Source organism: Cedecea neteri (assembly GCF_000758325.1).
In the GTDB taxonomy this organism is placed as follows: domain Bacteria; phylum Pseudomonadota; class Gammaproteobacteria; order Enterobacterales; family Enterobacteriaceae; genus Cedecea; species Cedecea neteri_B.
This window is the reverse complement of sequence record NZ_CP009459.1, coordinates 1,682,320-1,706,625: the sequence shown is the minus strand read 5'-3', so window position 1 is coordinate 1,706,625 and position 24,306 is coordinate 1,682,320. Positions and strand designations below refer to the sequence as shown.

Annotated in this window: 28 protein-coding genes; 11 read left to right on the top strand and 17 right to left on the bottom strand. The window is 50.7% G+C overall.

Annotation, left to right across the window (positions count from 1 at the left end; all coding sequences use genetic code 11):
- Positions 1 to 170: 170 nt before the first annotated feature.
- The 10 genes from LH86_RS08060 to LH86_RS08025 form a co-directional block, all read right to left on the bottom strand.
- Positions 171 to 2,447, bottom strand: coding sequence for a replication endonuclease (locus tag LH86_RS08060; protein ID WP_039300056.1), 2,277 nt, complete (start codon positions 2,445 to 2,447; stop codon positions 171 to 173).
- A complete protein-coding gene (locus tag LH86_RS08055) occupies positions 2,444 to 3,274 on the bottom strand; it encodes a hypothetical protein (RefSeq protein WP_039300053.1) in 831 nt (276 codons plus the stop codon). Before LH86_RS08055 ends, LH86_RS08060 begins: the two co-directional genes overlap by 4 nt.
- Before the next feature lie 2 nt (positions 3,275 to 3,276).
- Positions 3,277 to 4,149 carry a DNA adenine methylase gene (locus LH86_RS08050; RefSeq protein ID WP_039300050.1) on the bottom strand — a complete coding sequence of 291 codons (873 nt, stop codon included), beginning with the start codon at positions 4,147 to 4,149 and terminating at the stop codon, positions 3,277 to 3,279.
- Positions 4,146 to 4,280 (bottom strand): hypothetical protein, encoded by a 135-nt coding sequence (locus tag LH86_RS22900; protein WP_269320700.1) that lies wholly within the window; start codon positions 4,278 to 4,280, stop codon positions 4,146 to 4,148. The genes LH86_RS08050 and LH86_RS22900 overlap by 4 nt, the downstream gene beginning before the upstream one ends.
- Positions 4,277 to 4,504, bottom strand: a complete 228-nt coding sequence (locus tag LH86_RS08045) for a TraR/DksA family transcriptional regulator (protein WP_039300047.1) — start codon at positions 4,502 to 4,504, stop codon at positions 4,277 to 4,279. Before LH86_RS08045 ends, LH86_RS22900 begins: the two co-directional genes overlap by 4 nt.
- A complete protein-coding gene (locus tag LH86_RS08040; protein WP_039300043.1) occupies positions 4,504 to 4,731 on the bottom strand; it encodes a DUF2732 family protein in 228 nt (75 codons plus the stop codon). Before LH86_RS08040 ends, LH86_RS08045 begins: the two co-directional genes overlap by 1 nt.
- Positions 4,732 to 4,797: 66 nt before the next feature.
- Positions 4,798 to 5,139: a DUF5347 family protein gene (locus LH86_RS08035; protein WP_039300040.1), complete on the bottom strand. Its 342-nt coding sequence runs from the start codon at positions 5,137 to 5,139 to the stop codon at positions 4,798 to 4,800.
- Positions 5,103 to 5,303, bottom strand: a complete 201-nt coding sequence (locus LH86_RS21970; protein WP_071842863.1) for a phage filamentation protein Fil family protein — start codon at positions 5,301 to 5,303, stop codon at positions 5,103 to 5,105. The genes LH86_RS08035 and LH86_RS21970 overlap by 37 nt, the downstream gene beginning before the upstream one ends.
- A gap of 7 nt (positions 5,304 to 5,310) precedes the next feature.
- Positions 5,311 to 5,820 carry a phage regulatory CII family protein gene (locus tag LH86_RS08030; protein ID WP_039300037.1) on the bottom strand — a complete coding sequence of 170 codons (510 nt, stop codon included), beginning with the start codon at positions 5,818 to 5,820 and terminating at the stop codon, positions 5,311 to 5,313.
- 34 nt (positions 5,821 to 5,854) lie between these two features.
- The gene (locus LH86_RS08025) at positions 5,855 to 6,091 is read right to left on the bottom strand and encodes a hypothetical protein (RefSeq protein WP_039300035.1); all 237 of its coding nucleotides are present in this window, start codon (positions 6,089 to 6,091) and stop codon (positions 5,855 to 5,857) included.
- 99 nt (positions 6,092 to 6,190) lie between these two features.
- On the opposite strand from LH86_RS08025, the gene LH86_RS08020 reads away from it, so the two are divergent.
- From LH86_RS08020 to LH86_RS08010, 3 genes are read left to right on the top strand one after another with little or no spacing between them, the layout of a single operon-like run.
- Entirely contained in the window at positions 6,191 to 6,811 is a 621-nt protein-coding gene (locus LH86_RS08020) for a phage repressor protein CI (protein ID WP_039300032.1), read from the top strand.
- Between the two features lie 3 nt (positions 6,812 to 6,814).
- Positions 6,815 to 7,843 carry a tyrosine-type recombinase/integrase gene (locus tag LH86_RS08015; RefSeq protein ID WP_039300029.1) on the top strand — a complete coding sequence of 343 codons (1,029 nt, stop codon included), beginning with the start codon at positions 6,815 to 6,817 and terminating at the stop codon, positions 7,841 to 7,843.
- Between the two features lie 12 nt (positions 7,844 to 7,855).
- Positions 7,856 to 9,061 carry a hypothetical protein gene (locus LH86_RS08010; protein ID WP_039300026.1) on the top strand — a complete coding sequence of 402 codons (1,206 nt, stop codon included), beginning with the start codon at positions 7,856 to 7,858 and terminating at the stop codon, positions 9,059 to 9,061.
- 233 nt (positions 9,062 to 9,294) lie between these two features.
- On the opposite strand, the gene LH86_RS08005 is transcribed toward LH86_RS08010, so the two are convergent.
- The 6 genes from LH86_RS08005 to LH86_RS07980 all read right to left on the bottom strand — a co-directional run bounded on the left by LH86_RS08005 (position 9,295) and on the right by LH86_RS07980 (position 16,021).
- The gene (locus tag LH86_RS08005; RefSeq protein ID WP_039300023.1) at positions 9,295 to 9,594 is read right to left on the bottom strand and encodes a DUF1889 family protein; all 300 of its coding nucleotides are present in this window, start codon (positions 9,592 to 9,594) and stop codon (positions 9,295 to 9,297) included.
- Between the two features lie 168 nt (positions 9,595 to 9,762).
- Positions 9,763 to 11,454, bottom strand: coding sequence for a methyl-accepting chemotaxis protein (locus tag LH86_RS08000; RefSeq protein WP_039300019.1), 1,692 nt, complete (start codon positions 11,452 to 11,454; stop codon positions 9,763 to 9,765).
- A 299-nt stretch (positions 11,455 to 11,753) separates the two neighbouring features.
- Entirely contained in the window at positions 11,754 to 12,203 is a 450-nt protein-coding gene (locus tag LH86_RS07995; RefSeq protein WP_039300017.1) for a hypothetical protein, read from the bottom strand.
- Positions 12,204 to 12,622: 419 nt separating this feature from the next.
- On the bottom strand, positions 12,623 to 14,053 hold the full coding sequence (locus LH86_RS07990; protein ID WP_039300014.1) for a 6-phospho-beta-glucosidase: 1,431 nt from the start codon (positions 14,051 to 14,053) through the stop codon (positions 12,623 to 12,625).
- Between the two features lie 10 nt (positions 14,054 to 14,063).
- Positions 14,064 to 14,957 carry a beta-glucoside kinase BglK gene (bglK, locus tag LH86_RS07985; RefSeq protein WP_039300011.1) on the bottom strand — a complete coding sequence of 298 codons (894 nt, stop codon included), beginning with the start codon at positions 14,955 to 14,957 and terminating at the stop codon, positions 14,064 to 14,066.
- Between the two features lie 356 nt (positions 14,958 to 15,313).
- Positions 15,314 to 16,021: a GntR family transcriptional regulator gene (locus LH86_RS07980; protein WP_039300008.1), complete on the bottom strand. Its 708-nt coding sequence runs from the start codon at positions 16,019 to 16,021 to the stop codon at positions 15,314 to 15,316.
- 195 nt (positions 16,022 to 16,216) lie between these two features.
- On the opposite strand from LH86_RS07980, the gene LH86_RS07975 reads away from it, so the two are divergent.
- The 3 genes from LH86_RS07975 (at position 16,217) to LH86_RS07965 (ending at position 19,750) form a co-directional block, all read left to right on the top strand.
- On the top strand, positions 16,217 to 16,531 hold the full coding sequence (locus tag LH86_RS07975) for a PTS sugar transporter subunit IIB (protein ID WP_039300004.1): 315 nt from the start codon (positions 16,217 to 16,219) through the stop codon (positions 16,529 to 16,531).
- Positions 16,532 to 16,664: 133 nt separating this feature from the next.
- A complete protein-coding gene (locus tag LH86_RS07970) occupies positions 16,665 to 17,987 on the top strand; it encodes a PTS sugar transporter subunit IIC (RefSeq protein WP_039300001.1) in 1,323 nt (440 codons plus the stop codon).
- Between the two features lie 89 nt (positions 17,988 to 18,076).
- Entirely contained in the window at positions 18,077 to 19,750 is a 1,674-nt protein-coding gene (locus LH86_RS07965) for a carbohydrate porin (protein WP_039299998.1), read from the top strand.
- A gap of 58 nt (positions 19,751 to 19,808) precedes the next feature.
- Here LH86_RS07965 and LH86_RS07960 read toward each other — a convergent pair whose 3' ends face one another.
- On the bottom strand, positions 19,809 to 20,393 hold the full coding sequence (locus tag LH86_RS07960) for a histidine phosphatase family protein (RefSeq protein WP_039305995.1): 585 nt from the start codon (positions 20,391 to 20,393) through the stop codon (positions 19,809 to 19,811).
- A gap of 221 nt (positions 20,394 to 20,614) precedes the next feature.
- Here LH86_RS07960 and LH86_RS07955 point away from each other — a divergent pair, with 221 nt between their 5' ends.
- The 5 genes from LH86_RS07955 to LH86_RS07935 all read left to right on the top strand — a co-directional run bounded on the left by LH86_RS07955 (position 20,615) and on the right by LH86_RS07935 (position 24,296).
- Positions 20,615 to 21,709, top strand: a complete 1,095-nt coding sequence (locus LH86_RS07955; protein ID WP_039305992.1) for an adenosylhomocysteinase — start codon at positions 20,615 to 20,617, stop codon at positions 21,707 to 21,709.
- 123 nt (positions 21,710 to 21,832) lie between these two features.
- Positions 21,833 to 22,423: a cytochrome b gene (locus tag LH86_RS07950; RefSeq protein ID WP_039299995.1), complete on the top strand. Its 591-nt coding sequence runs from the start codon at positions 21,833 to 21,835 to the stop codon at positions 22,421 to 22,423.
- A gap of 16 nt (positions 22,424 to 22,439) precedes the next feature.
- The gene (locus tag LH86_RS07945) at positions 22,440 to 22,976 is read left to right on the top strand and encodes a tetratricopeptide repeat protein (protein ID WP_039299992.1); all 537 of its coding nucleotides are present in this window, start codon (positions 22,440 to 22,442) and stop codon (positions 22,974 to 22,976) included.
- Entirely contained in the window at positions 22,954 to 23,502 is a 549-nt protein-coding gene (locus tag LH86_RS07940) for an RNA polymerase sigma factor (RefSeq protein ID WP_039299989.1), read from the top strand. The genes LH86_RS07945 and LH86_RS07940 overlap by 23 nt, the downstream gene beginning before the upstream one ends.
- A complete protein-coding gene (locus LH86_RS07935) occupies positions 23,499 to 24,296 on the top strand; it encodes an anti-sigma factor family protein (RefSeq protein ID WP_039299986.1) in 798 nt (265 codons plus the stop codon). The genes LH86_RS07940 and LH86_RS07935 overlap by 4 nt, the downstream gene beginning before the upstream one ends.
- Positions 24,297 to 24,306 lie beyond the last annotated feature (10 nt).

Sequence of the window (24,306 nt, the reverse complement as noted above, 5' to 3'; positions counted from 1 at the left end):
ACTGGTAGCCGGACAAAATCAAACTGGCAATTTTTTAACAGGCTATAAAGGCTGGCCTGCAGTAGTTAATGATCTGCAACGGTACTCGATAAATGGCCAGCACTGTCAGGTCTCACGGTGAATGCCGTAACGCGGTACCACACCGTCAGAACTGACCATGTTGACACGGGCTATTTCCGTACTGAAAACGCACGCTTCATTCGGTTCAAAAGGTCATTAGCCTGCTGTTTAATCTCCACAATCTGGGACGGCAGACGTTGAACACCTGCCGCTGAACGGTTTCGGACAATAAGGCGCCTTTCATCAACCGTTAACACCTGATCGCCAAAGGCCACCACCGCGCCAGAAATCAACGAACGGACCATTCCGGCACTGGCATCCACACCACGCAGAACCAGAAGCTCACTAATTTGCTTTTCCTGCTCCGTCATAGGGCTGGCTTTTGGCCTCACTTTTACGCGCTTGTTAGTTATCCTTGCCGCGTCGCTCATCACCCGTTTTTCTTTCCCGGATAAAGAGCCAATATCCGCCCAGCTGGCACAGTCATTCATGACCGTGCCGCCAGGATCGGCCCGTTTTTCAACCTCCCGCGTACAGTTATTGACAGAACTCCGAGGGGCGGCGGGGCCGCCTGAAAAATCAAGGTCAAAACCGGAAACGCCGTCGGCCTGACGTTTCGGCACAATTTTGTATTTGGTAGTGCGCGTATGAATCAGCGATTCCGGCCCACGGATCGGAGAGTAAACGCCGGAAATTTTGGAGACGTCATCCCCGTAAAGGTTGCCGTTTTCGGTGACTTCATAGCTGAGGCGCACGCGCAGGAGATCACGGGAAACCAGCGGGCCACCCTGCGCACTCACGTACAAATCCCACGCGCTGCTGTCAGCGGCCTGGCGCACTGGCTCAATTTCGGGGTGCAGGACCAGCTCACGATCACCGAGGCGGCGCAATTCACGCCACACTGTTACCGGTGCGCCGCCTATCTGCTGGAACTGACGGATCGCCCAGCGAGACGCCCAGGCACTTACGCGGCGCGCCATCTCTTTCAGAGGCTTGCCGGTTTCATCATCCAGATCGTCATCAAGCTGATAGCCATCAATATTTTTTGAAATATATTTGGCGATATAGCCCGTAGCGCTGCCCTTCTCTTTCTCGATGGGTTTCATTTCGAAGCGGTTTTCAGCGGCGCCAGGCTCATTCCCATCCTCACGCATGGCGTGCTTACGAAAGATTGTTGTTGCTGGTTCGATATGCTCCGGGCGCATGAAAAGCAGGAGGTGCCAGTGCGGGGTTTCGTCGTGGTGAGGCTCAACAACGCGAAAGCCAAACACGCGAATACCATTGCGCAGCCAGGCCGCACGCGTGCGCGCCCATACTTTGCAAAGATATTTCTGCGTTTCACGCGGTGACGCGCCGCTGTATTTGTTGTTCCGGCGCCCGCCGTACTGCATTGAGTGGTATTTGGATGGAGCGGTAAGCGTGAAGAACGCCCCGGCCAGCCCGGCCTCATTCGCTAAATCTTCGAACCCGCGCATGCGCGCCATCAGTTCACGGCGCCGGTTGGCTGGGTTGGCAACGCTGCCGGCCACTTTATCAATCAGCGATACGCGCTCTCCGGTGTCCTCATCTTCCAGCTCCATTGCTTTCAGAAATTCGCGGTTGGCTTTCTTTTGCGCCGTCCACTCCTGCAAGCATGGATCACTGCAGTACGGTGCTGATTTCTTATGTACGTATCCAGCCGCAACCATCAGATGTTCACGCCAGCGAGCGTGCATACGACGCAGACGATTAAGCCACCACTGCGGAGACTGCAGGCGGGCCACTGCTTTCAGTGCGTCTTCCGCCTCCAGTTCTTCTTTGCAGTAGGCCGTCCAGCACGGGACCGGTGTTTTAAGGTGATTGGCAAGAAACCCCATGCGGCCATAACCTGACAGGGTGGCGAAATGGGGATCGGACGTACGGGCCATCTGGAAATCAAACTCGCGGTTAAACTCGCTACCCAACAGATCAGCAAGGTTATGCGCCAGCCGTTTCAGCTCTTTTTTCCCAGCCCAAAGCAGGCGCCAGAATTGTTCACGCAGAGGCAACAAAGCCGCAGGCATCACCCCCTGCGGCAGATACTGCTCATTGACCTGATCTATGCGACTAAGAACGAATCGTTCAAAGGTATTGATAAGCCAGGCATCAGCCGCTTGTTTGCCTTTGCGGTCTACCTGTTCAAGCTTTTGAGCATACATACGACGGACAAAATGAGGCAGCGAAGCCAGGCGACGACGAACTGTTCGGCCCCGATCTGGTGCTTCATCCGTTTCTGCCAGTTCGGCAATCGACAAACGCTTGCGATTGCCGTCCGGCGTCAGATACATGATCCCCGGCGCCGCATCGGCTTGCTTAAAACCGCCGATTGCAGGGCGCGGGGCATTCCATGCGTACTCAAATTTACTCATACAAGCTCCAGAGATAACTGGAAGGTATGAGCGAAACCACAAGGCCACGTTGAGCGATGCGGAGGAATAACTTTTTCGATTGTACTTTTCAGAACTGCACAACGGCCTTTCAGGATGAGCGCCTTAACTTCCTTCTCACTCAACCCTTTTGAATAGTCCGCTTCGCGTATTGAACGCGTTAATTCAGGATATTTAGTCTCGAACTTTGGAATATTGCAGGCAAGATTTGTGGAGTCAGCACTATCCAACGGGTAATTACCCAGCACGCGCCCATCCAACATGCGGAGGCCATGAATCTTTGTATCAAAACCATATCGACCATAAATAATGTCGAAAGCCTCAAACATCCTTCGATGCCAGGCTTGGGTTCTTACTACTGCGTATTTACCCGAAGAACCAAAACAAACACGAGGCCACTCCCTGCACAATTCCACCAAACGATCTAAGGACTCATGCAAATGCCAAACAGGTGCGGCTTTACCCTTAAACATCGAAGGAACTTGCTTTATTAGTTCATCATTGTCCTTTTCCCCACCTTCAACCACATCAGGGATAACAAAAAAAATCACTTTTTCATGGTGATAATATTGCAGCAACCATTGATAGAAACTGCGCCAGTCAATCACCAGACCACGCATCCATGCAGAGAACGCACCGTTATCAATCCCTACTCCTAAGGCATAGCGTATGGAAGCAGTAATCTGGTCTGGTCTGGCATATGAAACGAAAGCTCCGGCTCCGCTTACCGCAATTCGGTGAACGTCACCAGAAGCTCCCCATACTGGAGTCCCATGATAATGATGAACCTGGCGCAATACTCCCGTCATAACTAGAACCCAGCCCCCTGAATTGGAGCTGCGCCTGCGGCATAATCAACGCCATACAACGGCCCTTCATTGATAACGGCACAAGATGATTTAGAGACGGCGATAATTTCCCTGGCGGTTTTTGCTTCCCCCCCTGCTACGCCCATGCTCCGCTTTGCATCAAGCTCAAAGATTTTAAGATCACGATAAAGAGAGCGCGTTAGCTGAGTGTCACTATTGGACACGACAACACTGTGCCCCAGCGAGGAAAGATGAAGAAGTATTGAGGCAAGGTGGTACTGGTTATCCTCATCAAATCCTTTTGTGTGATAACCCGTAAAAGTTTCGTCGTATGGCGGATCGCAATAAACAACATCGCCACGCTTAACCATTGCCAACGTTTCTTCATAACTTGCACAGACAAAAGTGGCTCGCTTTGCTTTCTGAGCAAATGCGCGAACTTCATTCTCAGGAAAATATGGCTTTTTATAATTCCCATAAGGAACATTAAAAACCCCACTTTGGTTGTAGCGGCATAATCCACGGTAACAATGTCGATTCAGATAAAGGAAATATACCGCACGGTGAAGACGGTCTAATTTCTTATCATGATTAAAAACTTCTCGCACACGGTAATAATTTTCAGCAACAACAAAACTTTGAAATACCGCTTTTGCAAGATCAATAAAGCTTTCTGTATCTTGCGCAATAGTACGATACAGATTAATTAAGTCTGGGTTGACATCTGCGACAAGATAATGAGGATAGTCTGTCGCCATCATCACAGCACAAGAACCCGCGAAAGGTTCAACCAGTCGCGGACCTGCAGGCAGATACGTTTTCAGTTCAGGCATGATGGCGGTTTTATTTCCAGCCCATTTAAGGATTGTGCTCATAGCCCCTCCGCAACCAGCGAAAACAGCGCACCGCCTGCAGCAATACCAATCATCAGTCCTACAAGAATGAAAATGACCGCGCCGAACGAGTATTTCTTACGCTTACACTTCAACATTTCAGCATTGTTCACACAGCACCTCCGTTGTAGTGCTTACCTTTCAGCTCTGAAATTTCCTGACAGGTGACGCAGCACTGCACGCCCGGAACGGCGCGGCGGCGTGCTGGCGGGATAGGTGCATCGCAATCAATACAAAGCACACGAGAAGCGCCCGGCGTTTTGGCGCGGGCGTTATTGATGTGGAGCAGGCGATCTTCTTCAACGCGCTGCTGTACGAGGTCCATTGAATCAGCCATTAGTGCAGCTCCTGTGCTTCATGCTCAAAACGAATGGCTTCGCGGCGCAGCAGTTCTGCGGCTTCTTTACCATCCATACCTTTGTTAGTGATGTGAGTTGCCAGAGCTTCAAGGCGAATAGAAACGGCAGCTGCGCGAGCTTGACGCTCTTCGTTCTTTGCCCGACTCAACAACGTCCCCAGCGCATCGTTATCAACCTGAAATTCACGTACCTGAATATTTCGCATTTGTATTTCTCCTGTTTTGGGCAAAAGAATGCCCGGCGGGTTTACGCCATTTGTTTCATTGATGGATTAGTTCGGCATGGTTAGCCGTTTGGGAAATAAGCTCACCACTGCACGAAAATGATTCATTGCTTTTATCAACTCCCGCTTTTCGTCAGTAGTCAGTTCACTTAAATGAACGCCGTGACGCTCTGCTGGAATTTTTGCCATATAATAAATGGCTGCTAATGCGCGTTGATTCTCCCTGTTATTTACTGCTAATGGATTACGCATATCGTCAATAAAGCGCTCAAGCTCTGGCTCAATATTCATTCCAAAAACTCTGGACCTTATTTCTGCTATACGATTCAACCCCTCTGCCCGTTCACCACTGCTTAGTGAAACAGTCGCCGTATCGCCTTCAATAGCCATGGCATCCTCCGCTTTTTGGTGGAGAGCTGCGCCAGCAGTTCAGATTGCGATGAGGCCGGGTGCCAACGCTTGCCCTCTTTCCCCATAATCCAGCCGTGACCGTAGTGCATGGACGGACTCTGCCTTACCAGGAGCGATGCAAAAGACGGTTCTTTGTTCATCAGCTGCACCTCACATCAAACCAAACGAGGCACCCAGGCCTGTCATTGTGTCCAACGCTCCGGCCATTGCAGGATTAACCTGTAGGCGAGCCTGTAACGCCACCGCAGTCAGCGACATCATCCGGACTACGGAATTGACGCTACCTATGATCGCCCTACGACCGGCAACAGTTTTGGCATCCCCGGAAACAGCGCCAGCGGCGACCTTGCCAATCTCTGCAACTGCGCCCATCACATACTGGCCCATGTTCTCTTTAGCCACTTCGTTTGTCGGGACGCACGGTAGGCAGTGAATCTGAGCAAGGAAACCATCGACAAGCCCGGCATCCTCAGTGAGATCGGTCAGCAGCCAGATTTCAGCGCAGGTGAACTGGTGAGGCTGTTCTGGGTTGAGCTTGTTACGCAGTGTCTGAGCATTCATCCCAGCGTCAGCGGCCAACTTCACCATGTTGTGCTTAATCGCAAAAGCCCGGCAGGCTTCGTCAAAGTGCGGATGTTTGGAAACACGAAAATCAAACATGTTGAGAGTCCTTTTCTATCCCAGAATGGAACTATCAGGCTTGCATTACGACTTCGCAGCCCTGCGCTGCTTCCATCGTCAAAGCAAACATGTTGATTTCGATGAGGCTGTTAACACCCGCTTTCTTTCTGATTGGCAAGCGATTCTCACGGATCATCTGGCGGGCATAGCTTGGCTTGTAGCCGGTACGGCGGCAAAACTCATCCAGTGTGATGTAAGGCTCAGACACCACAAGATTGATGCTGGGACGCATTGTAAAATTGCTTTTCATGATGCACTATTCCTCAGTTTGGGTTGTCTCTACACTATTCGAGACTGTTATTTACTATTCGTTGCTTCACACAACGGAGAATAGGATCACAAAACGCCAATGTCAATTAATAACATCACAAAACACCACATACCACAAAAACTGCGAAACGAGATTATGCAGAACAAAGGTGGCCAACCTGTCATTGAGCGCATCCTGAAAGCCTACGGATTCACTACCCGCCAGGCGCTCTGCAATCACCTTGGAATATCACAGAGCACCATGGCTAATCGCTACGCTCGGAATACGTTTCCCTCTGATTGGGCAATAATTTGTAGCCTTGAGACAGGAGCTTCGCTCTTGTGGTTAGCAGCTGGTGATGGGGTAATGTTTGAGGATGAGAGTGAAGCGATTACTAAGACGCTCAAACACCTCATCATCACAAATGGTGTTGTAACATCACAAAATGAAATGATTTATGACAGTAGCCTTATCCCTCCAGGCCTATTCGCCCCTTTCTTAGTAACGTTCGAAAACTCAGTCTATTTAGTCGATAGCCACGATGGCGAAATCAATGATGGGTGGTGGCTAATTGAAATTGACGGGTTAACCAGCGTGAGAGAAGTTTTCAGATTCCCTGGTGGTCGTATACGCATTGAGAATGGTCGAGCCTCTTTTGAATGCCAATCACAGGACATAAAAGTGTTAGGTAAAGTGCTCTCCCATACACAGAGCTTGTAATTAATGGCTGTATCAAAACTTTCGAACGGCAAATGGCAAGCCCAGGTATTCCCTAATGGTCGGGACGGACGACGAGTACGCCGTCAATTTGCCACCAAAGGAGAGGCCCAGGCCTTTGAGCGTCATTTAAAAGAACAGGCGCAAGATAAGCCCTGGTTGGGTGAGATGGTAGACAAACGGCGCGTTACTGATCTTGTTGAAACATGGTTCAACGCTCATGGTGTGACTCTGTCTGATGGAGTGAAACGCAAGGGGGCGATGGAGTTTGCCTGCTTGGCTATGGGCAATCCTTTAGCGACTGAATTTAACGCAAAGCTTTTTGCGACCTACCGCGAACAACGGTTAAGCGGAAAAATCACCCGCTCAGATCGTGTGAAGTCAGTTGCCCCACGCACAGTTAATCTTGAGCTTGCCTATTTCCGAGCCATGTTTAACGAACTGAAAAGGCTTGATGATTGGATAGCACCGAACCCCCTGGAGAATGTCCGGGAGTTTAAAATTGACGAGGCGGAGCTGGCTTGGTTGACCGTGGATGAAGTTAAACTCTTGCTTGCTGAATGTGAGAATAGCAGAGCGCAGGACTTAGTGACCATAGTCAAAATCTGTCTCGCTACTGGCGCAAGATGGGGTGAAGCTGAATCCATAACCGGCAAACAAATTAACCCAGGCAAGATCACGTATATCAAAACAAAAGGTAAAAAGAACCGAGCCGTCCCAATCAGTGAAGAACTGTACGAGGTTCTACCCAAATTAAGAACATCAAAACCAGTGTTTACCGGATGTTATTCTGCATTCCGGGGTGCCGTTAAACGCGCGGGCATCGACCTGCCAGATGGGCAACTGTCACATGTTTTAAGGCATACATTTGCGAGCCATTTTATGATGCACGGCGGGAACATTCTCGTATTACAGCGCATCCTTGGGCATACTGATATCAAAGTGACGATGCGCTATGCTCATTTTGCTCCAGACCATCTCAATGAAGCAATTAAACTGAACCCATTAACATTGATAAACAATAAAAAACTTTAAATGGATGCCACTATGTATAGCACAAAGAAAAAATTTAAAGGTGTATGCCCACACTGCAATAATGTAATTGATTACCACGAGCTAAAATTCCAAGTAGTAAATGACATTGGAGAAATCCTCGCAAAATGTCAAAGCTGCGAAAACATGATAGGCATTCCGTGTAAGAACCCCGACGAGTCATATATTGTCAGCGGGGCTGATAAAATAGATTACTTAGATTACGAATGTGAACCACCATCAAAATTAGAAAAAATCACAGTACACTTCAAATATAAAGGTGATATTTTTAGAAGCAATCCAAAATTCGACACTGAAGCTTACAATCTTTATAAATGCCATGACTGTGATGATAACTTAGAAAAAAAAGCTTACGAAACCATGGCCGATCAATATCCAGAATGGGGACGAAAAGTTGTCCAATACATCTCTGAAGATATTTCAGGTTATGGATACGATGCTGAAAAATCAATAATTAAAACAGATTTTACTTGCGACTGTGGTAAAAACCACTCTGCATTATTCTATAAAGAATTCGACCATCGCGATTTTTCTGACGATGATTTTTTACTCGGAAATATAAATAATTGCATTCCTTTAGAAGATAGAATTGATGGAACCATTACAAAGTCTGATTTTATAGAATTAATAAAAAAATTAATTATTAGATGGGAGCTTTTGTTTGATAAAACCTATCTAATATTTCCTTATGTCGGTCATACGAGATCCGAAAGTCATGAATTACTGGATCTATGGGGAGATATCATATCCCAATCCAATTCAAATAAACTTAAGATAATTACTAAAACCCAAACATTGAACTCCTATAAAAATGCAGTATCTGCGGTTTTTCATGATTATAAAATTTTAAGCAAATTCAAATTTACTCCGCAGGTTATAGAAGACGCCACCAGAAACACTCGATTTCATGCAAAGATTTATTGTGGCGTAAATGACAATTATGTGGAATGCCTAAGTGGTTCAGCCAATATTGCCAAAGGCCCAACACATGAACAACTTACTTTTAAAAGCTATGATAGTTACGCTACTTTCTATGAAAGATTTTTGAAAGTGTTTGATACTCGTAAAGTTGCAGATGATGTATTTAGCATTGTAGAAAAGAACAATTCTAATAAATGCCATGTTCTTTTCGATCAATTAGAAGGTTATCGTCACTCGCAACTAGAAAGATCATCACTCATCACCCTCATCAAAAGTTAACGCTTCAAAAGTGGCAGCAAAGTGGCAACAGACCTATTCACTATGCTTTCATATTTATCATTATTCGATACAGCAACCCATTGAAAATAAAGTAACTTATTGTTTTGTAAGCTTTAAGATTGGGACTCATAATCGCTTGGTCGCTGGTTCAAGTCCAGCAGGGGCCACCAGACAAAAAAGGCTGACGAGAAATCGTCAGCCTTTTTGCTTACCATGATGACGAAGTAGCCAGCTCACACCAGCGCCCGAAGCTCTTCCTTCATATAAGCAGAAAAATATTCAGGGTTTTTAATCACGAGGCGGTTACCGGACTCAACCTTGTCTGCCCAACCGGCAACTTTTTTTGTGAAGTCAGTGTTCCATCCCTCCTGAACACCACGAGCCGTAACGTCGGCAGCACTTGCCGGGACGCCCAGTTGCTTCAGATACCTAAACATTCCCTTCGCGGTGCTCTCATCCATAGGGTGTGGCACGGAGGCCGAGGTGTTCATACCGCCAATGAAGTCTAATGCTTTATCAATCGCTGTTTGCATAATTTATCCTTAAAATTAAGCACTTAATTAATAAGACTCTAGATCGCGATATTCAATGTACCACCAATTTTGATTCATTTTTTCAGGGTCAGTCACGTTTAAGGCCTCTTCTCCCCTCCCCCACATTCGGATTTGGCTGCTCTGCGTCCTGCAGGCAGCCGCTGAAGATTAGAACTGCTCCCAGTGCTCTGAGCTGCCTGCATTCGTGGCAAGCGCAGGCTTACGAATCCTGGAGGTTGGTGCAGGTTCGACCTGGCGGGCGTTAGCCGCGGCAATGACCTGCCCGGTATTGAAGATACTCATCAACTGCACCAGACGAGTAGCTTGATCGCTGAGGCTCTCAGCGGCGCTGGCAGACTCCTCCACCAGCGCAGCGTTCTGCTGCGTAACCTGATCCAGTTGAGTGATAGCCACGTTGATCTGCGCAATGCCCTGCCCCTGCTCTTCCGTCGTCACGCCAATTTCAGAGATCAGCCCGGCCACGCGGTGGGACTGTTGCACCAGGTCATCGATCGTCGTTCCCGCCGAACTCACCATATCCGATCCTTTTGTTACCGTACGCATGCTGTCCTCAATCAGGACTTTGATCTCACTGGCCGCCGAAGCAGAACGCTGTGCCAGCGAGCGAACTTCCCCGGCAACTACCGCAAAACCACGTCCGGATTCCCCTGCACGAGCCGCTTCAACGGCAGCATTCAGCGCCAGAATGTTCGTCTGGAATGCGATGCCGTCAATAACGCTAATAATGTCGCCAATTTTCTGTGAGCTTTCGCTAATTTCACGCATCGTCAGCACCAGATTATTAACGGCATTCCCGCTTTGCGTGGCCGTTTCGCTGGCAGAGTTGGCCAGGCGAGTCGCAGTGCGCACCGTCTCGGCATTCTGCTGAATTGTCTGACTCATTTGTTCCATCGAAGCGGCCGTTTCCTGCAGGCTGGCCGCTTGCTCTTCGGTACGTTGGCTGAGGTCGGTGCTGCCTGCCGCAATCTCACTGGCCCCCACGGAGATAGAATGGCTGCTGTCTCGCACTTCACGCACAACCCCGAGCAAACGGCTACGCATCTCATCCATAGCCGCGAGCAGACTTCTGGTGTCTCCTTGCTTCAGTTCAACGGCGGTATTGAGCTGCCCCTCAGAAACTTGTTTGGCCACGGAAACGGCATAAACGGGTTCGCCACCGAGCTGGCCTTTCACCGCTCGCCCGATACCCCAGGCAATCAAAGAGCCAATCACGGCGCTGATAATCGTAATAATCAACAACAGGTTACCGGCAAAGTGCGCTTCTTCAACATAGCCTCGGGCCATGCCCACCGTGCTACCGGAATGATCGCTGATCATCTCGCTGAGCGCATCCAGCACTCTGGCCTGCGGGCCAACCACTTCGCTGATGACTAATGCACGAGCGGCATCGTACTGCCCCGCCGCGCTAACGCTCATCACCTTACGAAGCGCCTGGGAGTATGCCGGGCGAACATTGTTCAGGTTGTCGAACAGCTCGCGAGAGCGCTTGAGCCTCAGCGCCTTATCCAGCTGCTTCAAGAGGACGTTGTTGTCGGCGATACGCTTTTCGAGCACCTGGTTAGTTTTTGTAATGTAGTCCCGACTCTCGGCTTCGGTATGCGGCAGCGTGGTGAACAACGCCATATCACGAATATCGTGGGCATTGTCCGTAATATTATCCTTAATCTTTACGATCAGCAGTAAATTCACCAGCCGGACATTAGCGGCATAATTAAGGTTATTTCCAACAGAAACCAACTGCATTCTGGCAAATAATGCGACAAAGAATCCAATAGCGATGACCAGCGCAAAGCCAGCCCCCAGCATGGTACTAAGGCGCATATTCTTCAGTTTGTTCATAAATCCCTCTGAGCTTTAATGGTTATATCGCAGGCAATAAGAGGAGGTAATCGGTAGAAATCACATCAACGGTTGCGACGGTGTTTTTTTGAATTATCGATTTTTTATCGGCAGCCTGAGAGACTTCTTTAGCCATTATTTATAACGGTCTGCCCACATGAAATAATGACAAGGAGATGACAAACAATGAACGAATTAATATTTTAAAAATAAAATTAAAACTACTATTTTTAGGAGTGGCAGCCTCGTCCCATTCTGTGGTTAACGAGGCTGAAATTAGCGTTTTATCTGTGCAGGAATTATTTATCTGCGATGAAACGATCGTCGTCACCCACCGGGATATAAACGCGCACCCACTCCTTCCCATCAACGATATCCCAGCTGTGCCCTTCGCCGGCGGTATCCGCCGCAAGCAGCACTGTGCCTGGCTCAATGATGAACGTGGAGCCGTCGCTAACCTTAAACTTCAGCTTGCCTTTCAGGGTTACCACGTACTGCTTTTTCGGTGCCGGATGCACTCCTTTCTGCCACTCTTCAAAGGTATTACTGAAATAAAGATTTTCGGAAGAGAGCTTCGCCAGAGAGGGAATTGAACCTTTTACAAACGCAGAGTGATTATCAGCCGTGTTAATCAATTTTATCGCTGGAATACGGTGTTCGCTGGCATCTGTCTTTGTGGCTTCGGCATATCCAAACATTGAAACAAGTAAACCTGCAGTGGCCAACATAAGCCGTGTTATTTTTTTCATGATCGTGTCCAGGGTTAATTTCAGCCAGCAATTTTTTTGGTGAATAAATCACCGTGGCAAAAAATAAAATTCCATATTAGTACACCAGAGGCAATCAAATTCGTCAATATCATGCACGGCAAGTTTATTTAGTTAATAAATTAAATATACATAAAGAAAAATATGGAGTGAAAAAAATCCTGGCGAGAATGTCAATGCAGGCTGACGTTGACTGTCATTAAACGGTAAAAGAATATCTTAGAACAAAACAAACTAAAATACAGAAGGTGATAGTCATAATTTAACTTAACGCTTTATTCTAAAAATATAAGGATAGATTTAACCAGGTGGCCGGGTGCATGCAGTTCAGGGGTTGAACACATTCAAAGAAAAAACGCTGGTGTTTAAACCAGCGTTCACTCAGTCAGCCACAGGCGTTATCAGAGCTTCTCGCCGTTGCTCTCAATCACGTCTTTGTACCACTGGAAGGACTTCTTACGGCTGCGGCTCAGGCTACCGTTGCCTTCGTTGTCTTTATCAACGTAGATAAAGCCGTAGCGTTTTTTCATTTCGCCCGTCCCGGCGGAGACCAGGTCGATACAGCCCCACGGGGTGTAGCCCATCAGGTCAACGCCATCTTCCACTACCGCTTTTTTCATTTCTGCGACGTGCGCCGAAAGATAATCGATGCGGTACTGGTCGTCCACGAAGCCGTCGGCCTGCGCCACGTCAATCGCCCCAAAGCCGTTTTCTACAATAAACAACGGCAGCTGATAGTGATCCCAGAACCAGTTCAGGGAGTAACGCAGGCCCACCGGATCAATCTGCCAGCCCCAGTCGGATTTTTGCACGTACGGGTTAGAGACCAGGCTTTTTGATTCGTCGTAGTCGAACTGCGGGTTATCAGCGCTGGCTTTGGTGGCAAAAGACATGTAGTAGCTGAAGCCGATGTAATCGACGCAGCCTTCGGCCAACGCCGCGAGATCTTCGTCGGTAATATCCAGCTCAAAACCACGGCGCTCGAAGTAGTTCAGCAGATGCTGCGGGTACTTACCACGCACGTGCACATCGGTGAACCAGTAGCGGCGATGCATCGCATTCATCGCCATCATCATGTCGCCTGGCGCACAGGTCAGCGGGTAAATTGGGCACATGGCAATCATGCAGCCAACCTGCAGCGCAGGGTTGATTTCACGGGCTGCACGCACCGCCAGAGCACTGGCCACCAGCTCATAGTGCGACGCCTGATACATCACCGGCTCACGATCCTCACCCGGCTGATACTTCAGGCCCGAGTTGGTGAACGGCGCGAAGTCTTCGTGGTAGTTAGCCTGGTTGTTGATCTCGTTGAAGGTCATCCAGTACTTCACTTTGTGCTGATAGCGAGTGAAGACCACTTTCGAGAAGCGCAGGAAGAAATCAATCAGCTTACGGTTGCGCCAGCCGCCGTATTCGGTGACCAGATGGTATGGCATTTCGAAGTGCGACAGAGTAATCACCGGCTCAATGCCGTGCTTCAGGCACTCGTCAAACAGGTCGTCATAGAACTGCAGGCCAGCTTCATTCGGCTCCAGCTCATCGCCCAGTGGGAAAATACGCGTCCAGGCGATGGAGGTACGGAAACATTTGAAACCCATCTCGGCAAATAGCTGGATATCTTCTTTGTAGCGGTGATAGAAATCGATCGCTTCATGGTTAGGGTAATTTTTGCCCTGCAGCACGCCATCGGTAATTTCACGCGGGACGCCGTGAGCACCGGCCGTCATCACATCCGCCACGCTAACGCCTTTGCCACCCTCTTTCCAGCCACCTTCCAGCTGATGCGCCGCAACCGCGCCGCCCCACAGAAAACCTTCTTTGAATCCAGACATATTCTCTCCCTTAATTAGAGATCGCATGCTGCGACCGATAGTGCTGATTAAAATGGTAGACCGCGCCAATGAGTCCGGCATCGTTGCCGTGGCTGACGGTATCGATATAGTCGTCGATGGTGAACCAGGCCAGGTGTTTGCGCAGCAGCGCCAGGAAGCCAGGGCGTTCCACAATGCCGCCGCCGAGCAGGATTTTTTCCGGGTCGAACAGATTGACGAGGTTATAAAGGCCAGTGCCGAGATCGTTGAAGAACGCGTTCACCATGCGCTGGCAAGCCACGTCACCGACGTCAAAGCGGTCGAAAATCTCTTCCCCGCTGACGGCCTCAAGCGGCTTACCGGCATACTCCGCGTAGTCTTTACGCAGGGTTCTCAGGGTGCAGGTATCGTTCATGGTGTAACGGCGAACATCGCGTGGGCCAGGGCGTTCGGTCAGCATGTAACCAAATTCTCCCGCCCGGAAGCGTGCGCCGTGCACCAGTTGGTTATTGCAGAAAATCGCCCCGCCGATGCCGGTGCCGATGGTCAGTACCAGGAAGTTGCTCATCTGGGCCGCTTTGCCCTGCCAGCGCTCGGCCAGCAGAACGCAGTTAGCGTCATTTTCGATGGCGACGGGCAGCTGCGTGCGTTCTTCCAGCCACTCTTTGATGGCAAAGTTGTCGAAGCGGCGAATGGCCCCGCCCATTTCGATAAAGCCGGTGTGCGGATTGACATAGCCAGGGGCGCTGATCGCCACGCCTTCACAGCCGGGATGCGCGGCAATCCACGCTAAAATGGCCTGTAAAATTTGCTCGCCATCGCTGTCGTTGATCGTCTCTTTGCCTTTTGCCAGTATCTCGCCCTGCGAGTTGACGATCCCCATTTTTAAAGCCGTACCACCGATATCAAATGCGGCGATATTCATACGCTAATTCCTCCTGCATATTTCCGGCTCATCATTTATTTCCACTGAAACGAGGAAACTATTTCGCACCGGTCATATTCATGACTGGTAAAAGGAATACAAAAATTGACGAGTTCAATTTTTAATTATCAGTTCTGAAAACGAAGAAAATCTTAATCAATGGGAGGCGCATCAGGCAATAGAAGGGGGATAACACACTGAACAACTTTTGAACCTGTTAAAAGGCATGATATACAGTGAGTTAACGCTGATATTCATCTTTCATAAGCAACAGGTTCACTTTCATGAACATTGTTGAACCTCTTTTTAAAGCAGAACTGTGACCGACGTTGCGAATGCAAGGCCAGCCACAGCGACTAGCCCGTCTTACGAGGCAAAAAGTACTTCACCTGAAACTCGAACACGTTGGTGTAGAGGATCGAGTAATCAATCGGGCTGTGGCTGGCGTCAACGGACTGGGTTTCCATGCGGATAATCGGATCGCGGGTGCTGATGTGCAGCATTTTGGCAATTTCAGTTGACGGTAGAATGGGCTGAAACGCCTCGTAGCAGCCGTGAATTTTGACCCCACATTCATCTTCGATGTAGGAAAATTTCGAACGCTTCATGTGGTTGACCGTCAGGTCGGGGAAGCGGTTCACCGACAGCCAGGTCTCTTCCAGCTGCATCGGCACATTGTCGATGTGGCGCAGTCGTTTGGCGTAATAGACCGGTTCGCCGATGGCCAGTTGCAGGCGGCTCGCAATCTCTTCCGACGCCTGCTGCAGCTCAAATCTCAGCACCTGGCTGGACGGTTTTTTTCCTTCACTTCTGGCAATCTCGGTAAAGCTGTCCAGATGCGTAACCGAAGCCTGAAAATGTTTATTTCGTACATAGGTGCCGGACCCATGCCTGCGCTCAATCAGCGCCTCATCTTCCAGAACTTTCAATGCCTTACGCAAGGTATTACGTGACACATTATAGAACTCAGCCAGCTCTTTTTCCGAAGGGAGGATGTCGCCGATATGATAGGTTGGGCTGCTGATCCTGCTTTTTAGTAAGTTAACAACATCTTTGTATACCACTTTTGAACCTCCTTAATTCATTTAAAAACAGGCAATTACCCTTCCATTCCTATTAAAAGTCCAATATACGTTCATTTTTAATCTGTTTTTTGCACCACTCGGCGATGACTAACTGTGATCGAAATGGCAGATGAAGGCATTGATATTCATTAAGTTAGCCGCAGGTTGATTATCTACAAAGCGTTAAGGGTAAAAATGAAGAATATATTATTAGTTTGTGCCGCCGGGATGTCTACCAGCATGCTGGTGAAAAGAATGCAAGATCACGCCGAAGCGGGAAATATTTCGGTCAATATTAACGCGCTGGCGATTGCCGAGGCGAAAGAAAGAATTAAAAGAAATGAAGCAGATGTTGTTCTGCTGGGGCCTCAGGTTCGCTTCCAAAAAAGCGAAATAGAAGAAATCACCCAGGGGAAAATTCCAGTAGCGGTTATCGACATGAAGTATTATGGGCAAATGGACGGAAAATCAGTTCTTGATTCCGCACTGAACTTACTTGGCGACCATTAATCCTTTCCAGCCAAAATAATAACCCAATGGGTCATTGATTTGGTTTATCGTCACGAGGTTAAATATTGTAAAAATATTTCACCGATAAATTCAAATCCCCAGTAAATATATCTCTAATGATAAAGGGCGCATCATGAGTATAATGAATGCCTTTGAGCGCGGTATGGAAAAGCTCCTTGTTCCTATTGCGATTAAATTAAACTCTCAGATACACGTGTCGGCTATCCGCGATGCTTTTATTTTGTCATTCCCTATCGTCATGGCCAGTTCGCTGATCGTGCTGATTAACTTCGCCATCCTTTCACCGGATGGTTTTATTGCGTCACTGCTGCATCTCGGTGTGTTATTCCCTAACTTAGCCGAAGCCCAAAACATATTCTCCCCGGTAATGAACGGGTCGGTGAATATCATGTCGATCATGATTGCTTTCCTGGTCGCACGTAATATCGCCATCAGCTATCAGCAGGACGACTTGCTGTGCGGCCTGACCGCTATTGGCGCGTTCTTCGTGGTCTATACCCCTTATCAAATGATGGGCGGGCAGTCGTATCTGACGACGCAATATCTGGGTCCGCAGGGGTTATTTGTGGCGGTGATTGTCGCGCTGATTACCGGGGAAATCTTCTGCCGCCTGGCGCGTAACCCGAAGATCACCATCACCATGCCAGATGCCGTACCGCCAGCAGTTGCACGCTCATTTAAAGTATTAATTCCAATCTTCTTCGTGATGATTTTCTTCTCTGCGCTGAACTACTGCCTGACGAAAATCTCCCCGAATGGCCTGAATGAACTGATTTATACCCTGATTCAGGCGCCGCTGAAAAACATGGGCACTAATATTGTCGCGGTGCTGGTGCTTGGCGTGGTCACTAACTTCCTGTGGGTGCTGGGCATTCACGGGCCGAACACCACGGCGGCGATTCGCGAGACTATTTTCTCCGAAGCTAACCTCGAAAACCTCTCTTTTGCCGCGTCCAACGGCACTACCTGGGGCGCGCCATATCCTATCACCTGGGGAAGCATCAACGACGCTTTCGCCAACTACGGCGGCTCAGGGATGACGCTCGGCCTGCTGCTGGCTATCTTTATTGCCTCCCGCCGCGCCGACTATCGCGATCTGGCCAAAATGGCCTTCGTGCCAGGCCTGTTTAACATCAACGAACCGGTGATTTTCGGCCTGCCAATCGTGCTGAACCCGATCCTGATCATTCCGTTTATCATGGTGCCGTTCGTCAACTCTTTGGTGGGCTACACCTTCGTCACTCTGGAAATTATTCCACCGATTGCCTATGCCGTACCGTGGACAACGCCGGGGCCGCTCATCGCCTTCTTCGGCACCGGGGGGAACTGGATGGCGTTGATTGTCGGGCTGCTATGCCTGGCCATTTCCACGCTAATTTATTTACCGTTCGTTATGGCCGCCAATAAGGTAAATGCAGCACAGGCGGCGCAGTAATAAATAAACCGATGATAGCAATTTAATTTTCACCCGCCTCCGGTTATTAAAACCGGAGGCAAATAATAATTATACTTCTGGGACATTCTATGAATTCAAATTTATTGAAGGTTAGCTTATTGTCTGCATCCATCCTTCTGGCGTTATCCTCAACCCACGCAATGGCAGCAAAATTAACGGTTGAGCAGCGTCTGGAGTTACTTGAAAGACAATTATCAGAAAACAAATCAGAATTAAATAAAACGCAGAAAGAGTTAGCCATATATAAAGACAAGGTCGCTCAATTGCAGCCAGCCGGTAATAACGTGCAGTCTGGCCCGGCACAGGTGAATCAAACGGTTTATTCTCCGGTAGCCGACAACATCGAGAATGAAAATAATCATCTCGACACCAAATCCCCACCAACGCCGGTGAAAGGCACGCAAAAAGTGGCCGTGGTCAATAACGAAGGCGGCAAAACGACCGTAGAAAACGTCACCCTGAAAGACATTAGCAAATACATTAAAGATGATATTGGCTTTAGCTACGAAGGTTATTTCCGCTCCGGCTGGGCAGCGGCCAACCGCGGGTCGGCTCAAACCTACGCTGCAGGCTCGCTTGGCCGTTTCGGCAACGAAATGAGCGGCTGGTTCGACTTAACGCTGAACCAGCGCGTTTACAATCAGGACGGCAAAACCGCCAACGCCATCGTGACCTACGACGGTAACGTCGGGGAACAGTACAACGACGCCTGGTTTGGCGACAACAACGGCAACGAAAACATCATGCAGTTCAGCGATATTTTCCTGACCACCAGAGGCTTCCTGCCGTTTGCCCCGGAAGCGGACTTCTGGGTCGGGAAGCACAAGCTGCCTGAGTACGAAATCCAGATGCTCGACTGGAAATCATTAACCACCCAGGTGGCGGCGGCCATCGGGATCCAAAACTGGAACCTGGGCGTCGGCCAGCTTGACGCCTCCCTCAGCCGCAACGACGTTGACGTTTACTCCCGCGACTTCAGTCACACCACACAGATGAACACCAACTCGGTTGACCTGCGCTACCGCAACATTCCGCTGTGGGAAGACGGTTCGCTGTCGCTGATGGGCAAATATGCCTTTGCCAATAAGACCGACGACCAGAAGGACAACGAAAATAACGGCTCCTTCTTTAAGCTGAAGGATACCTGGATGGCGACGGCCATTGTGCGCCAGGATCTGCCGCGCGACACCTTCAACGAGTTCACCCTGCAGGTGGCCAATAACTCTTATGCCAGCAGCTTCGCTAACTTCTCAGGAGCCAGCAACTCCATGGCACCGGGCCGCTATTACTACGGCGACCAGACGGACGGCGTGGCCTGGCGTCTGATTTCGCAGGGAGAGATGTACCTCGCGGACAAAATTATCATGGCTAACGCGCTGGTTTACTCCCAGGGTAGCGATGTTTATAGCTATGAGAGCGGTGCCCACAGCGACTTCAGCAGCATTCGGGCCGTGATTCGCCCGGCGTGGATTTGGGATACCTGGAACCAGACCGGCCTGGAGCTGAGCTGGTTTACCCAGAAAAACAAAACCGAGCAAGGGGTTAACCTGAAAGAGTCGGGCTACAAAACCACGCTCTATCATGCTTTGAAGGTTGGCCCGAGCCTGCTCGGCTCCCGTCCTGAAATTCGTTTCTACGGCACGTACCTGAATATTCTGGACAACGAGCTGTCAAACTTCCGCTTTAACGAAAAAAGCAAGAACGAGTTTATGGCCGGCGTTCAGGCTGAAGTGTGGTGGTAATCCTCTTTTGCTAAGTGCATAAAAAACCCGTCTACAAAGGCGGGTTTTTCTTTTTCTATCAGCTCGCGCCCGCGCAGCTGTCCGGCACGGTATTCAGCCCTTCAGCACCGTGGGTGAAAGATTTAAATCGTTTTTGATCGTCCAGTTTGATGATGTACAGCGAATCAAAATCGCTGCCCGGCCATTTCGGCACCACGGTTGGGTCGCCGCCGGTTTTCTTCACCAGCTTTTGCGCCGCGATCACCAGGTTTTTATGCTCCCACGAGACAAAAGTCAGGCGGCCGCTGCTTTGGGTTTTCAGTAAATCATCCGCCAGCTCGTCCGTCTGCTCGGCGTGGTAATGCAGGTCGATGGCCTGAGAAAGGCGGATCGCGGTCGGCGTGATGGTGGTTAACGGGCGCAGCGAGCTGCCGGTTTTGTTCTCTTTCGGCGCAGCGGCGTAAATGGCATCCGGTTTGCCGTACTGGGTCAACAGAACCGACGGCAATTGCAACGCGCGGTTCAACCCTTTGCAGGTGAGCTGCCCGCTATTGTTAGCCGGTTTTTCACCGTGGCGCAGGAATACTATCGTGCTGTCAGCCTTCGCTATCATCGGGGTCAATAAGGCACTGCTTAGCAACACAACAAGCGCTTTTTTGATCATGTTTTTCTCGTTTTTATCAGGGGATGAAGCTTTTACTATAGAGAAGAAATCACGGAAAAAAACAAAACATTGGTAAGCAGACGTCACGCCCGCCGCGCCGGTTTCAGCGATTAACAACCGGCCATCGTTTTGCTATTCTGACGTCCGTTAACGTGATGACATATTCTATAAAAATCAGTAAAAACAATTAATAAGGAAAAGACGTGAGCACCCAGAGCGAGATGTTTAACAAAGAGATCGCGTGGTCTACCCGCCACATGGTTCGCACCCTCAAACAGGTTCAGGCGCTGCCCGACTTAAGCCACGTTCGCATCGCCTGCAATATGCATCTCGACCTGAAAATGATCCCGCTGGTTGAAGGCCTGCTGAAGAAAAATGCCAAAGTCTTCCTCACCACCTGCAACCCAACCACCGTGCAGGATGACGTTGTCGCTTACCTGGTTGCCGCAGGAGCGGAAGCCTGCGCCTGGCGCAATATGAACGACGCCGACTGGCGCGACTCGTGGGAAAAAGCCATCGCCTGGCGCCCAACACACCTGTGCGAAATGGGCGCGGACATCACCACGCTACTGCATCAGCGCGGCGAGTTTGGCGACGTGGTTGCCTGCCTGGAAGCGACCGGCTCCGGAGTCAACCGCCTCGCGGATCTGCGCCCTGGCTATCCAATCTTTAACTGGGACGATCTGCCGGTAAAAGAGGGCCTGCATAACCGCCACATGGTTGGCCTCACCGCCTGGCAAACCTTCTTCCAGACCACCCACCTCACCCTGCACGAAAAGAAAGTGCTGGTGATTGGCTACGGCCTGGTCGGCCAGGGCGTTGCCGCCGCCGCCAAAGCCTACGGCGGCCAGGTGATGGTTGCCGAGTTAGATCCGGCTCGCCGCCTGCAGGCCGCCTATGATGGCTGGCACGTGGTTGATATTCATGACGTGATTGCCAGCACTGACGTTGTCGCCACCGCCACCGGCGCGAAAAAAGTCGTCAGCGCAGCGGTACTGGATAAAGCCAAAGACGGCGTGTTCGTGCTGAACGTGGGCCACGTCGCCGAAGAGATCGACTGCGGCTACCTGCAGCAATATCCGACCGAAGAAGTGATGCCGTTTATCAACGCGTACCAGCTTAACGGCAAAACGCTTTACCTGATGGCGAACGGCTCGATGCTGAACCTGACCGCCGGCTTCGGCGACAGCCTGAATGCCTTCGACGTGACGCTAGCCGTGATGGCAAGCGGCATCAAACACATTGTGACCGACGGCCAGCACGCTGAAAAAGCGGTTTATTTGCTGCCGCAGTCCGTGTGGGAAAAAGCTCTGTAAGCGGCCCTCCAGCCCCGATCAAGTCAGGCCTCTGCGGAGTGCCTGGCTTTTTTTTCGTTTTCACCGAATAAAATCTCCGCCCCGATTGTTTACTCCTTACAAGAACCTGAGGAAGAGACAATCATGAGTTACCTGCCCCCCGAAGCTGCACCGCTCCGTAAGCGCTACGACGCCTTCAGCATGGCCCTCCACTGGGTCACGGCTTTCTGCGTCATATTCCTGTTTGCCAGCGCGCACATATGGGAAGTCCTTGAGCGTGGTACGCCCCTGCGCAAGGGCCTGCAATCTCTGCATATTTCCTTTGGCATCCTGCTTAGCGCGGTAATTGTCGTCCGGCTGTTCTGGCGCATTAGCGCCGCTTTTTCGCCGTCGAGAAAGCTGGAAAAAGTGCCGATGCCGGGCGCGTTTCGCATCGCCGCTCATGCCACCCACGGCGTGCTTTACATCCTGCTGCTAACCCAGGCCATGCTTGGCTTCCTGTTCCGCTGGGCGCAGGGGGAACCGTTCTGGTTCTTCAACCTCTTTGAAGTCCCGGACGTATTCAACATCGATCCAACGCTGCGCCATACCCTGGCAATGCTGCACAACAATGTGGCCTGGGCGCTGATCCTGCTGGCGGGGGCGCATGCCGCCGCAGCCCTGATTCACCATTATGTTCTGCGTGACGGCACGCTGCGCCGCATGCTCCCCGCCTGCAAAGGCAACTCTCGCTAACCTACAGGACGACACCATGAACATGCCTTCAACCCGTAAACTGCTGCCTTTGCTGTGCCTGGTTGCCAGCGGGCTTTTCTATTCCGCCGCCGCCAGCGCCATGGGCGACGATGACTCTAAAACGCCTGACTGCCCGAAAGGCCAGGTGTACGACAGCAAAACCAAAACCTGTACCGTGGAAAAAAGCAGCATGTTAAGCGACGGCGATAAGACGCAATATGCTTACCATCTGGCAAAATCTGGCCGTTACCAGGAAGCGTTAAACCTGCTGGATACCCTGCAGCAGCCCAACACGCGTGAAGCCTGGAACTACCGGGGCTACGCCACAAGAAAATTGGGGCGCACCGACGAAGGAATCGGCTATTATCAGCGCTCCATCGCCCTGGATCCGCACTATGCCAAAGTGCGCGAATATCTTGGCGAGGCGTGGATGATTAAGGGCCGCCCTGACCTGGCGAAAGCCCAGTTAGCGACCATTAAAACGCTCTGCGGAACCGGCTGCGAGGAGTATCGCGATTTAAAAGCCGCCATTGACGGGCACCCGGAGTCCTAAGGCTGAGGGCATAAAAATCACCGTCAACGAAGTTCGGTTACAGCTGGCCCAGCACCTTGCCCGCCTCTGGCGCTACGGCATGGTGCTGTCCCGCAATCGTGATGTGGCTGAAGATTTGGTTCAGTCTACCTGCGTGCGCGCTTTAGAGCGCTGCAGCCAGTTTCAGTCCGGCACGCGGATAGACCGCTGGCTGTTTGCGATTTTGTACTCTATCTGGATCAACGAAATTCGCGCCCTGCGCGTTCGCCAGGGCCAGGGCTTTGTCGACAGCGACGAGCTGAGCCAGCTGGCAGACAGCGAAAGCACCGAAGACAAGCACCAGTATCACGCACTGCTGCAGCAGGTTAGCGAGTTGCCTGAGGCTCAGCGCAATACCGTGTTTTTAGTTTATGTCGAGGGCTTCACCTATCAGGAAGCCGCCGACACGCTGGCCATTCCCATCGGCACCGTGATGAGCCGCCTGGCCGCCGCGCGGCTGACGCTGGCCAGGCACCTGATGCCGACGATGAAGAAGGAGCTCAAATGACGCGTCAATCCTTCTCCGCTCCGTGGAGCGATGAGGCTATCGTGGCCTGGCTGGACGGCGAAATGCGCGAGGATGAGCGCCACGCCTTTGAGCAGCAGTTGAATAACGACGCAGCCCTGGCCGCCCGCGTTGAACCGCTCATGCAAAGCCATCTGCCGCTGGAACAGGCTTTTGCCCCGCTTCTGGAAGAAGCGCCGGTCAATCGGATGCAGGCCAAACTCAACGTGCTACTGCATCAGCCGGTAAACGTGAACCAGCAGGCACAAGGCGTTAGCCGCCGTAGCCTGATAGCCGCCTCCCTCAGTTTCCTCGCCGTCGGCGTACTGGCCGGGCGCTTTATTCGCCCCGGCGAGCAAAAACTCAGGGGAGAACCTGAGATCCGCGACCTGATTGCGCAGTACATGTCGCTCTACAGCGCCGAAACGCTGGCGGACATCAACGTCACGCCCCAGGCGCTGCAAAACGGCCTGAACCGTATGCAGCAGGATATCGGCCTCCGGTTGCAGCAGGCGGAAGTTGAGATCCCGGAAGCCGAGCTAAAAAGCGTGAGAATGCTGCGCTACGACAGCACCTCCATCGCACAGATGGCTTATCTGCACGCCAGCTACGGGCCGATGGCGCTGTGCATTTCCCGCAGCAAGGCAGCCGACAGCCCCGCGCTGAAACACGAAGTTCGCCGCGGCCTGAACCTGGTCTGGTGGCGCAGCAAAGGGTATGAATATGTGCTGATAGGCCGCAATCCGCAGCAGGATTTGCAGCAAAGCGGCGAGCTGCTCCAGCGGCAACTCGTGTGAAATAAGCCCG

Bases quoted from the DNA above. Each gene is read 5' to 3' on its own strand.
- LH86_RS08050 (WP_039300050.1), bottom strand. From the start codon at position 4,149: ATGAGCACAATCCTTAAATGGGCTGGAAATAAAACCGCCATCATGCCT.
- LH86_RS07990 (WP_039300014.1), bottom strand. From the start codon at position 14,053: ATGTCTGGATTCAAAGAAGGTTTTCTGTGGGGCGGCGCGGTTGCGGCG.
- LH86_RS08005 (WP_039300023.1), bottom strand. From the start codon at position 9,594: ATGCAAACAGCGATTGATAAAGCATTAGACTTCATTGGCGGTATGAAC.
- LH86_RS08015 (WP_039300029.1), top strand. From the start codon at position 6,815: ATGGCTGTATCAAAACTTTCGAACGGCAAATGGCAAGCCCAGGTATTC.
- LH86_RS07960 (WP_039305995.1), bottom strand. From the start codon at position 20,393: ATGATCAAAAAAGCGCTTGTTGTGTTGCTAAGCAGTGCCTTATTGACC.
- LH86_RS07965 (WP_039299998.1), top strand. From the start codon at position 18,077: ATGAATTCAAATTTATTGAAGGTTAGCTTATTGTCTGCATCCATCCTT.
- LH86_RS07945 (WP_039299992.1), top strand. From the start codon at position 22,440: ATGAACATGCCTTCAACCCGTAAACTGCTGCCTTTGCTGTGCCTGGTT.
- LH86_RS07935 (WP_039299986.1), top strand. From the start codon at position 23,499: ATGACGCGTCAATCCTTCTCCGCTCCGTGGAGCGATGAGGCTATCGTG.
- LH86_RS08035 (WP_039300040.1), bottom strand. From the start codon at position 5,139: ATGGCTATTGAAGGCGATACGGCGACTGTTTCACTAAGCAGTGGTGAA.
- LH86_RS08040 (WP_039300043.1), bottom strand. From the start codon at position 4,731: ATGCGAAATATTCAGGTACGTGAATTTCAGGTTGATAACGATGCGCTG.
- LH86_RS08060 (WP_039300056.1), bottom strand. From the start codon at position 2,447: ATGAGTAAATTTGAGTACGCATGGAATGCCCCGCGCCCTGCAATCGGC.
- LH86_RS08045 (WP_039300047.1), bottom strand. From the start codon at position 4,504: ATGGCTGATTCAATGGACCTCGTACAGCAGCGCGTTGAAGAAGATCGC.
- LH86_RS07975 (WP_039300004.1), top strand. From the start codon at position 16,217: ATGAAGAATATATTATTAGTTTGTGCCGCCGGGATGTCTACCAGCATG.
- LH86_RS08010 (WP_039300026.1), top strand. From the start codon at position 7,856: ATGTATAGCACAAAGAAAAAATTTAAAGGTGTATGCCCACACTGCAAT.
- LH86_RS07950 (WP_039299995.1), top strand. From the start codon at position 21,833: ATGAGTTACCTGCCCCCCGAAGCTGCACCGCTCCGTAAGCGCTACGAC.
- LH86_RS08000 (WP_039300019.1), bottom strand. From the start codon at position 11,454: ATGAACAAACTGAAGAATATGCGCCTTAGTACCATGCTGGGGGCTGGC.
- bglK (WP_039300011.1), bottom strand. From the start codon at position 14,957: ATGAATATCGCCGCATTTGATATCGGTGGTACGGCTTTAAAAATGGGG.
- LH86_RS08030 (WP_039300037.1), bottom strand. From the start codon at position 5,820: ATGTTTGATTTTCGTGTTTCCAAACATCCGCACTTTGACGAAGCCTGC.
- LH86_RS07995 (WP_039300017.1), bottom strand. From the start codon at position 12,203: ATGAAAAAAATAACACGGCTTATGTTGGCCACTGCAGGTTTACTTGTT.
- LH86_RS08025 (WP_039300035.1), bottom strand. From the start codon at position 6,091: ATGAAAAGCAATTTTACAATGCGTCCCAGCATCAATCTTGTGGTGTCT.
- LH86_RS07970 (WP_039300001.1), top strand. From the start codon at position 16,665: ATGAGTATAATGAATGCCTTTGAGCGCGGTATGGAAAAGCTCCTTGTT.
- LH86_RS08055 (WP_039300053.1), bottom strand. From the start codon at position 3,274: ATGACGGGAGTATTGCGCCAGGTTCATCATTATCATGGGACTCCAGTA.
- LH86_RS07955 (WP_039305992.1), top strand. From the start codon at position 20,615: ATGTTTAACAAAGAGATCGCGTGGTCTACCCGCCACATGGTTCGCACC.
- LH86_RS08020 (WP_039300032.1), top strand. From the start codon at position 6,191: ATGTCAATTAATAACATCACAAAACACCACATACCACAAAAACTGCGA.